This window comes from Terriglobus sp. YAF25, assembly GCF_052113305.1.
In the GTDB taxonomy this organism is placed as follows: Bacteria; Acidobacteriota; Terriglobia; order Terriglobales; family Acidobacteriaceae; genus Terriglobus.
This window is the reverse complement of record NZ_JBFRCY010000069.1, coordinates 1-9,742: the sequence shown is the minus strand read 5'-3', so window position 1 is coordinate 9,742 and position 9,742 is coordinate 1. Positions and strand designations below refer to the sequence as shown.

Below are 9,742 nucleotides of genomic sequence, written 5' to 3'. Positions count from 1 at the left end.
GGGTGTGCGTGCCGGCTCAGCCTTTACCTTTGCCGCTTCGAGCGTGGAAGATGCCACCGCTCCCGGTCAGATTCCTGCACGTGCCCTGGTAGAGAACTACAGGATCGATCACATTGCGGCCGGAACCAAGATCTATGGTGTGGCTGGAAATCCGGTGCGGTCATCGCTCTCGCCCCTGATGCTGAATACCGCCTTCCGCCGCGAGACGGTAAACGCGGTCTATCTGGCGCTGCAGACGTCCAAGCTGACCGATCTTTTGAAAATGGTGCAGACGGTACCGATTCACGGGCTCTCGGTCACGATGCCATTGAAGCAGGAGATCCTGGAGCACCTGGAGCGGACCGATCCGCTCTCAGCCAAGATTGGCGCGGTGAACACCATCGTGCGTGCCCAGGACGGGAAGCTCTATGGCTTCAATACGGATGTAGGCGGCATCGTCGGCCCAGTTGAGCGCCGGCGGCCCATCCGCGGGCTCAAGGTGCTGGTGCTGGGCGCGGGTGGGGCATCACGCGCGGCGGTCTTCGGCCTGAAGGAAAAGGGCGCGGATGTAACCATCTACAACCGCACGTTGGAGACAGCACAGAAGTTGGCCAAGCAGGCCGGGGCGAAGACCATCAAGCGCGAGCTGATCGGTAAGACGCACTTCGACCTGATCATCAATTCGACCCCCGCGGGGATGAAGGGCAATAAGCTGACCCACATCCTCGAGCCCGGAGAGATGCACGCGGATCTGGTCTTTGACCTTGTCTACAACCCGGTAGAGACGCCTTTTCTGCGCACGGCGCGGGAGAAGGGCATTCCGGTTATCACCGGTGTAGAGATGTTTGTCCACCAGGGAGCAAGGCAGTTCGAGATCTGGACAGGTAAGCCTGCTCCGGAGGAAGAGATGCTGCGTGTGGTGGTGCATGCTCTGAGGCAACAGCAAGCAGAGGCTCAGGCCCAGGCCCAGGCTGTGGCGAAGGAAGAGCCGAAGCATGTGGAAGCGCCCAAACCTGCAGTGGTGAAGGTGGAACACAAGCCAGAACATAAGCCGCAACCTGCAAAGGTATCGCCGGCCAAAACTCCGGTGACGGCTCCGGTTGCGAAGAAGCCGGCGGCAACGGCCGCGCCGGTCAAAGAAAAGGCTCCTGAGAAGAAGGCTCCGGTGCCGGTGAAGAAGAGCGTAGTGAAGGTATCGCCAACAAAGCCTGCTGTGAAAGCGCCAACAAAGGCTATTGCGAAATCGCCCGTGAAGAAAGCGGCGGCTAAGCCGGCGCCCGCAAAAGCTGCAGCAAAGGGCGCGAAGAAGGCTGTCGCGAAAGCTCCGGCAAAGGCTGCAAAGAAGAAATAGTCTCTAAGGCGTATCGACAAATCCAGCGAGCGAATACACTGGGTGCCCCATCCATCACAACGTGATGGGTGGGATATCTTGGCGCCCGGTGAAAGGTGTGGGTAGAGAAGCAGATTTCTCCACTCCCTGCGGTCGCTACGAAATGACAAACAAAAACCGTCGCGTACCGTGCGAGACAATCCCACCCATCGCGTCGCGATGGATGGGGCACCCGGTGCATGGGTTCTCGCTATGTTGTCTGCGTTGATGGAATACACGTCAGCAGATATCCACGCACGAGCACAAGTAGCTCTTCGCGCAGGGGAGCGAGTTCGCGTTCCGGCGACTTCGCCTCCAGCAGTCTGCGTGAGACTCCGTTGAGCGCCGCCATCACCATGGTGGCGACAACCTCCGGATCTTTGGTGAGACCTTCGCTTGCGGTTGCGAAGAGTTCGGCGACAACGCGGCGTCCGCGTGCGCCGGCGGCCTTGGCGATCGCGAGGCCATCCAGGTCAGAGCTGACGGAGTAGAGCGCTGCGCTCTCTTTAACGTTGTGCATCTTGGCGCTGAGATAAGCACCGATGAGCGCCGTGCCCATCGTGAGCAGGCTGGCGGAACGGTATTCCTTGCAGACGTGATCGACGGATGTGCTGACACCGTGCATATGGCGCTTCAGACTGGCCTGTAGCAGCGCGCTCTTGTTGGGGAAGTACTGATACAGCGTTCCCACGGAGACGCCTGCGCGCATGGCTACAAGTGTCGTGGTCAGCCGTTCCTTGCCGACCGAGACCAAAACCTGAATAGCCGCTTGCAAAATGGCATCGACGGTGGCGGCGGAACGCTCCTGAACGGGCATTTTTCGCGGCTGCAGCGTGCGTGGAGAGGTCGTGGGCAAATGCGAACTCCAAAGCTGAAGGTTCCTTCATCTAAACACACGTCGCAGCAATTTGGAGGGAAAGCATGAGCGAGAGACAGCAGACAACATTCACACTTTCTGGAACCGGCATCACCCTGAACCGCATGGGCTATGGCGCGATGCAGCTTGCCGGGCCTCACGTCTTCGGTCCACCGAAGGATCGCGCCATGGCGGTAACGGTGCTGCGGGATGCAGTGGAGTGGGGTGTGAATCACATCGATACGGCGGATTTCTATGGCCCCCATGTCACCAACCAGATTCTGCGCGAGGCGCTGCATCCCTACACCGGCCTGACGATTGTGACGAAGGTAGGTGGTGTCCGCGGGCCGGCGGGTGAATGGCTGCCGGCACAGGAGCCTGCGGAGCTGGTGCAGGGCGTCCACGACAATCTGCGCAATCTCGGTGTCGATGTACTGGATGTCGTGAACCTGCGTGTGTGGGGCGGCGTGAGCTCGCCGACCGAAGGTTCCATTGCGGAGCGCTTCGAGGCTCTGGCGAAGCTACAGCAACAGGGCCTGATCCGGCACCTTGGATTGAGCAATGTGACCGCCAGGCAGGTCGAAGAAGCGCTGACCATTGCTCCGGTTGTCGGCGTGCAGAACCAGTACAACCTGGCATCGCGGGAGGATGACGCGTTGATCGATGATTTAGCTGCGAAAGGAATTGCCTATGTGCCGTTCTTCCCGCTGGGTGGATTTACGCCGCTGCAATCTTCGACGCTATCGGAGGTCGCGGCAAGGCTGAATGCGACACCGATGCAGGTGGCTCTGGCATGGCTGCTGCATCGCTCGCCGAACATTCTGCTGATTCCAGGAACCTCATCGGTAGAGCATCTGCGGGAGAATCTGGCGGCGGCGGAACTGGTTTTGCCGGAGAACGAGTTGCAGCAGCTTGATGGGATTGGTGCGCTCGCGAAGCAGTGATTTATTGAGGAACTCGCGAAGCAGTGATGTCCTGTGGACACAGAAAAGCCCGGAGCGCTCCGGGCTTTTTTCTATTGTGTCAGCGAGTACTTTGCTAGTAGATCAGTTTGCGGCGGTTGCGAACAACCAGGTAGTTGATGGCGGCGACAACAGTAATGACTGCGATGATGGTCTGGGACCAGACGCAGTAGATGCACCATTTTTCGAGCACAAAGGCTTCGAGATAGCTGAGGATGCCAGCAAAGAACAGGCCGATCTGTGCGGCTTCAAAGGCAAAGAAATCGAGTTTGGTGAGAGCAAGAACGGCGATGAGGAGGTAGCCGCCCAGGCCGAGAACTGCGACTGGAATGTGTTTCCCATGACGCGGGTCCTCTCCGAAGGATGCGGCGGGAAAAACGGCAAAGCGGGAGTGATTGACGGCTCCGCAGTCCCACTTTTCTGTTACGGCACAGGGTGGAGCGGCGTTGGGGTCTTGGAGATGGACACGAAGCGCCAACCCGGAGACCACCATGCCACCTACTGCCAGCAAAGCAATGAGATAACGCAGAAAAGCCATTGCGAACAGGGTACGCCCGTAACCATCGGTAACGCCAGCTTTCTGAGTGGCAACTGTTGCACTGGTAGGCACTTGCGTGCTTTTGGTGATGAATCGCATCAAAGAGAAAGGAGACTCATTTGGAGACGCAGGAGAGTATTGCGGAGAGCCCCAAGAGGCCGGTGCACGGCTTTGGGCCGTTACAGATACCTCTGTTTCGCGACCGCTGGATCGCCTCCACGGTCAGCAATCTGGGGACCTGGATGCAGGACACGGCGGGCACCTGGCTGATGACGGTACTCTCGGCCGGCTCGCCCCTGCTCATCGCGCTGATGCAGACCGCCGCCAGCCTTCCGGTTTTACTGCTGGGGTTGCTGGCGGGAGCCACTGCTGACATCTTTGAGCGGCGCCGACTCCTGATCTTCTGGCAGAGCTGGATGCTGGTGACGGTCGGACTGCTGACGGTGCTGACCTTTGCCGGCGTTGTGGGACCGTATCAGCTGCTGGTTCTTACCTTTCTGATGAATATCGGCGCCGCAATGAACAATCCGGCATGGCAGGCGATTGTGCCGGAGCTGGTGCCGCGCGAACAGATTCCCGACGCCGTCAGCCTGAACTCGGTCAGCAATAACCTGGCGCGTGCTCTGGGGCCTGCACTGGGCGGTTTGATGGTGGCGGCCTTTGTGAAGGCCTCCACCGGTGCGGGATGGGTCTTTGCACTGAATTCAGCATCGTTTGCTGCGGTGATCTGGGTGCTGTGGCGGTGGAAGCGTAAACCGCTGTTCAAGAGCGCTCTGCCGGCGGAGCGGATAGCCGGCTCCATTCGCAGCGGTCTGCGCTATCTGCGCTTTGCTCCGGAGCTGCAGGCAAGCCTGATACGCGCCTTCCTCTTTACCTTCTTTGTCAGTGCCGTATGGGCTCTGCTGGCAGCGATTGCCGCCCGCGAGCTGAAGCAGGGAGCGATGGGATACGGCGTGCTGAATGGAGCCTTGGGGGCTGGGGCCGTGGTTGGTGCGGTGCTGCTGCCACGCATCCGGGCGCGATTCAATGCAGATTCCATTCTGCGCGTCACTTCAGTGGTCTATATCGCCATTCTGCTGCTGCTGGCCTGGGTGCCGATTCCGGCGGTGGCGATTGCCGTGCTACTGGTGGGCGGCTTCTGCTGGACCTCCACGATGAGTACGCTGAACACCAGCGTGCAGCTGGTCTCGCCTGCCTGGGTGCAGGCGCGCGCGCTGGGAGCCTATCTCACGGTCTTTCAGGGAGGACTGGCGCTGGGGAGTGCTGTGTGGGGCTATGTGGCGGAGCACAGCTCGGTGCCCGTCGCGATGACAGCCAGCGCGATTGGCATGGCTGTGACGCTGCCGTTTGCGCTGCGGTTCCATATCCTGCAGGGCAAGCTGCCCGATCTTGGGCCGTACGTATGGCGCCGGCCGGCACGGGAACTTGTCCTCGAGCCGGAGCTCGAGGATGGGCCGGTGCGTATCGTGATTGAGTACTTTGTCGCTCCGGAAAACTACGCCGAGTTCACCCGCTTGATTCACAAGATGGAGAATGTCCGGCTGCGGACCGGCGCCATCCGCTGGGGAGTCTTTCGCGATGCTGCCAACCCGGAGCGCATGGAAGAGACCTTCGTCATGGAGAGCTGGCTCGATCACCTGCGGGCCCGGGAGAGGATGACCGCTGCGGATGCGAAGGTCCGCGATCGCCTATGGGAGCTGCATAAAGGCGAAGCTCCGCCGCGTGTGGAGCACCAGCTCTATGTGAAGGAAGTCACTTCTTAATTAAATGAAGGAATAATTGAATCATTGAATAAGGGGAATGTACGGCTGGTTATTCAATCATTCAATTCTTCAATTAACCAGTTGAATGGTTGAATCGTTGAATAGTTGAATGGTTCTGTGACGAAATGGTTGCGGTATTCCCTGGGAGCGCTGGCTCTTGTGGTCGTTGTGTTACTTGCGAGCTGGCCTTGGGTTAAGGCTCGGCTGCAGGCGGTAGCGGTGTTGAAGACGCTTAGTCATGAGCCGATTCCGTTGCCGGTGAGGGCGGTGACGGCTTCAAATGTTCTGACGCAGGATGTTGCTGTCCCCACGGCAAATGGCACATTGCGCGGGCGGTTGTATTCGCCGGCGGGGGTAAGCGGCGCGCCTGGCATGGTGATTGTGCATGGGGTCCATCACCTTGGGATGAACGAGCCTCGGCTGGAGCTCTTCGCTTCAGCAATGGCGAGTTGCGGGCTGCAGGTGCTGACCCCAGAGCTTCCGGCGATTGCGGACTACCRCATCGGGCCGGAGAGCGTTTCCGCGATAGGTGAGAGTGCGCGATGGTTTGCGCAACAGACCGGCGGCAAGGTGAGCGTGCTGGGACTGAGTTTCTCAGGTGGACTTGCATTGTTGGCCGCGGAGCAGCCCGCGTACGCCGCAGAGATGAAGATGGTCTTCGCTGTCGGGTCGCAGGCCAATATGCAGCGGGTGGCGCGGTACTACCGTACAGGACAGGACATTCGTCCCGACGGATCGGTCCAGACTCTAGCGGCGCACGAGTACGGGCCCCTGGTGATGGAGTACGAACACATGGAGGACTTCGCCTCGGCAGCAGATCGGGTGGCGTTGAGCTCCGTTCTGAAGGAGCACCTCTACGAGGACGACGCGGGGGAGCAGAAAGCGTTGCGGACATTGACACCCGCGCAGCGCGTAGTTGTAGCGCAATTGCTGCGGACAACTGATGCGCGAACAGTCACCCTGCTCGCGGCGAACGAGAGGAAACATGCCCGGGAGATGGAGGTGGTCTCGTCGGACCGCAATCTGCAGGCTGTGCGCGTACCAGTCTTCCTGCTGCATGGTGAGGCCGACAATGTGATTCCGTCGGCGGAGACACTGTGGCTGGCGCAAGGGCTGCGACCCCAGGTGCTGGAGGGTGCTCTGGTCAGTCCGTTGATCTCGCATGTAGAGATGGGGAATTCGCCGGGCGCGACAGATGCGTGGCGGCTGGTGGATTTCATCGCCAGGATGATGCGCCGGGCGGAGCAGTAGACTCTGTAGAGAAGGGGAACGAGAACGATGATCGCGACGGAGTTGATCGGGCTGACGGAGATTGAGGCTGCGCAGAAGCGCATTGCCGGGGTAGCGGTACGGACCGGGCTGTACAAGCTCGAGKGGGAAGCCGCATCGAAACTTCCCTACGAGATCTGGATCAAGGCCGAGAGTGAGCAGCCGATCGGCAGCTTCAAGCTGCGCGGCGCCTTCAACAAGGTCGCATCTCTGGACAAGGAATCCTTGAGCCGCGGCGTCATTACCTACTCCAGCGGCAACCACGCCCAGGGTGTGGCTTATGCCGGGCGGGAGCTGGGATCGAAGGCTGTCATTGTTATGCCGGAGAACGCTCCGATCGTGAAGCGTGAGGCGACCCTTGCTTTGGGAGCAGAGGTAGTGCTGGTCGGTCCCGCCAGCAAAGAGCGCAAGGAGAAGGCCGAGCAGCTCGAGGCTGAGCACGGATACACAATGGTGCCCCCCTACGACGATCCATACATCGTGGCCGGACAGGCGACCTGCGGTGCTGAGATTGTGGAGCAGGCTCCGGATGTCGACGTCGTACTGAGCCCGGTGAGCGGTGGCGGTCTGCTGAGCGGTATCTCCACAGCGGTGAAGCTGATGAGGCCCTCGGCGAAGGTCTTCGGTGTTGAGCCGGAGGTGGCTGGAGATGCTACCGAGAGCTTTGCCAAGAAAGAGCTGGTGGAGTGGCCGGCGGAGAAGACAGTGCGTACCATTGCGGACGGCCTGCGCACGCAGAGCCTGGGCGTGCTGAACTTCGCCCACGTACTGGAATACACCGACAACATCTTCACCGTGAGTGAAGAAGAGATCGTTGCGGCGCTGAAGGTTTATCTGAACGAGACGAACCTGGTACCGGAGCCGAGCGGTGCAGTGACGCTGGCGGGCGCCCTCTTCCACCCGGAGAAGTTGCCAGCCGGGACGAAGAAGGTTGTTGTGGTGTTGAGTGGCGGTAATATCGATCCGGCATTGAAGGCGCAGTTGCAGGGGCGCTAGGGCGCTCTCACCTTGCGTCGGGATGACGTGTGGACCGTCTATAGAGGTATGACGATGAAGCGGCTTGTGATTGGGATGATGATCTGTGCCGCCTCTGTGTGCGGCGCGCAGAAGAAGTCGAAGCTGCCGCCGCAGTACCAGGGCGCGGCGCGGGCGACGGTGTTGCATACGGCGAATGTGTATGTGGCCGCCGAAGATGGATCGCAGCGCGTGAGCGTTGTGACACCCGGACACGAAGTCACCATCATGGACCGTTCTCCGGGATGGGTGCRTGTCTTCGCTAATACGGACGAGCCGGAGCAGAATGACTACGACGCTCCAGAGATTCAGGACGACAGCCAATCGTCGCCGGTGAGCGGATGGATCAAGGACAAGGGAGTCGTCGGTCCTGGGACTCCGAACGGTGACAGGTTGATCTTCGGCGCGGCAGTCATTGCTGAGTCGCAGGCATATGCACCGCATGCGCCGAGGGACGCGGCTGCGGTGGCCCATTTCCTGTACAAGCGCATGTTCGAATATTTCCCACAGTCTCCACTGGCGGGAGAAGCAGCGTGGAGATCGGCGGATATCCGCTGGCAGATACAGAAGGCAGATTTCGCAACGCTGCCGTCGGCTAAGGAGCAGGATCCCAATCTGCGTCCGCGTCTGTATGAGGATGAGCTGAAGAAGGTCATCAAGTACTTTCCCGGTTCGAAGTATGCCGCCATGGCGGCGTATGAGTTGATCGACCAGAAATTATGCGGTGACTGGCAGGGCCTGCCAAAGTGTCCCGATAAAGAGACCGAGCACTACGAGAAATATGCCAAGGAGTATCCGGACGGTCCGAAGACGGCTGAAGCGCTCTGGCAGGCGGTCTATCGTCAAGGTGTCGTGAGCAGCATGTATCTGGCAGAGGAGAACAAGAAGAAGGCCGATAACGCGGCCTCTCATGCCAGCTCGTTGAATGACCAGTTACAGTCTCGCTTTGGCTCGACAGATTGGGCTGCGCGCGGCTCGGCGCTGATCTACAGGTTGCAGCAGGGGATTCCTGTCTACGGAAACGACCGCGATTAAAGCTTTTTCCTGCAGGTGTAGTGTAGGGCTTGCGCATCTATGGGCGTTTTCGGCAATGAAAACGCTGCTGCACTCTTCTACCGGAATACCCTAGCAACAGGAAAAATGCTTTAAGCAGCAGTTAATGCCCTTTCAGGTAGGCTGGAGTGAGAACGATTCACGTACTCTGGCAGCCGGAGGGGCTATTTGAACGATTATCTGTTGAGTGTCATCCTTGGCATCGTCGAAGGATTGACTGAGTTTTTGCCGGTGAGCTCCACCGCTCACCTGCGTATTACAGAGGCGTTGCTGCATATTTCGCTCGATGACGCCTATTGGAAGATGTACACCATCGTGATTCAGCTTGGCGCCATTCTGGCGCTTCTGCTGCTCTTCCGGCATCGCATCATCGGCTACCTGCACACCTTCCCCAAGGGTAAGCGCGGCGATAAGACGGTGCTGACTCATCCGGTCTCACTTACACTGATTGCTTTTGTCTGCACGGCGATTCCGGCAAAGATTCTGGACAAGGTGATTGGAAAGAATCTTGAGAATCTGGCGGTGATCGCCTGGGCGCTGGTGATCGGCGGTGTCGTGATGTGGGTTGTCGATACATGGGCCTCGAAGCAGACCTCACGTACCAACCATGTGGACAATATGTCCCTTGGCCAGGCCATCTGGGTCGGTCTATGCCAGGTCCTCAGTGCGGCTGTACCGGGCACTTCGCGTTCGATGTCGACCATTGCCGCCGGCCAGCTTGCAGGAATGAACCGCGAGACAGCGTTGGAGTTCAGCTTCCTGGTCTCGATCCCGACGATGATCGCTGCGACCGGCTATTCGCTGCTGAAGGCGCTGCATCCCAAGGCGGAGGCCGGCGAGACGCTCACTCCGCTGGTGATGACCGGACACGACTGGGTGGTGCTGGCGATTGGCTTCGTCGTGTCGTTTATCGTTGCGTACGGCGTCGTGGCATGGTTC

9 protein-coding genes are annotated in these 9,742 nt (G+C 59.5%); 7 read left to right on the top strand and 2 right to left on the bottom strand.

Annotation, left to right across the window (positions count from 1 at the left end):
• Positions 1-1,330 (top strand): shikimate dehydrogenase (aroE, locus tag AB4043_RS04495; RefSeq protein ID WP_442306567.1); only part of this gene is annotated, 1,330 nt, incomplete at its 5' end.
• 229 nt (positions 1,331-1,559) lie between these two features.
• On the opposite strand, the gene AB4043_RS04490 is transcribed toward aroE, so the two are convergent.
• Positions 1,560-2,204, bottom strand: a complete 645-nt coding sequence (locus tag AB4043_RS04490; RefSeq protein ID WP_442300843.1) for a TetR/AcrR family transcriptional regulator — start codon at positions 2,202-2,204, stop codon at positions 1,560-1,562.
• Positions 2,205-2,269: 65 nt separating this feature from the next.
• On the opposite strand from AB4043_RS04490, the gene AB4043_RS04485 reads away from it, so the two are divergent.
• The gene (locus AB4043_RS04485; protein WP_442300844.1) at positions 2,270-3,148 is read left to right on the top strand and encodes an aldo/keto reductase family oxidoreductase; all 879 of its coding nucleotides are present in this window, start codon (positions 2,270-2,272) and stop codon (positions 3,146-3,148) included.
• Between the two features lie 94 nt (positions 3,149-3,242).
• Here the strand turns inward: AB4043_RS04485 and AB4043_RS04480 are convergent, their stop codons facing one another.
• Complete coding sequence (locus AB4043_RS04480) at positions 3,243-3,776, bottom strand: vitamin K epoxide reductase family protein (protein WP_442300845.1); 534 nt, start codon at positions 3,774-3,776, stop codon at positions 3,243-3,245.
• A gap of 47 nt (positions 3,777-3,823) precedes the next feature.
• On the opposite strand from AB4043_RS04480, the gene AB4043_RS04475 reads away from it, so the two are divergent.
• From AB4043_RS04475 to AB4043_RS04455, 5 genes are all read left to right on the top strand, one after another.
• Complete coding sequence (locus tag AB4043_RS04475) at positions 3,824-5,467, top strand: MFS transporter (RefSeq protein ID WP_442300846.1); 1,644 nt, start codon at positions 3,824-3,826, stop codon at positions 5,465-5,467.
• Positions 5,468-5,584: 117 nt separating this feature from the next.
• Positions 5,585-6,718, top strand: coding sequence for a CocE/NonD family hydrolase (locus tag AB4043_RS04470; protein ID WP_442306566.1), 1,134 nt, complete (start codon positions 5,585-5,587; stop codon positions 6,716-6,718).
• 27 nt (positions 6,719-6,745) lie between these two features.
• Entirely contained in the window at positions 6,746-7,732 is a 987-nt protein-coding gene (locus tag AB4043_RS04465) for a threonine ammonia-lyase (protein ID WP_442306565.1), read from the top strand.
• Positions 7,733-7,786: 54 nt separating this feature from the next.
• Positions 7,787-8,785 carry a tetratricopeptide repeat protein gene (locus AB4043_RS04460; RefSeq protein WP_442306564.1) on the top strand — a complete coding sequence of 333 codons (999 nt, stop codon included), beginning with the start codon at positions 7,787-7,789 and terminating at the stop codon, positions 8,783-8,785.
• 186 nt (positions 8,786-8,971) lie between these two features.
• Positions 8,972-9,742 (top strand): undecaprenyl-diphosphate phosphatase (locus tag AB4043_RS04455; RefSeq protein WP_442306563.1); only part of this gene is annotated, 771 nt, incomplete at its 3' end.

Bases quoted from the DNA above. Each gene is read 5' to 3' on its own strand.
- AB4043_RS04485 (WP_442300844.1), top strand. From the start codon at position 2,270: ATGAGCGAGAGACAGCAGACAACATTCACACTTTCTGGAACCGGCATC.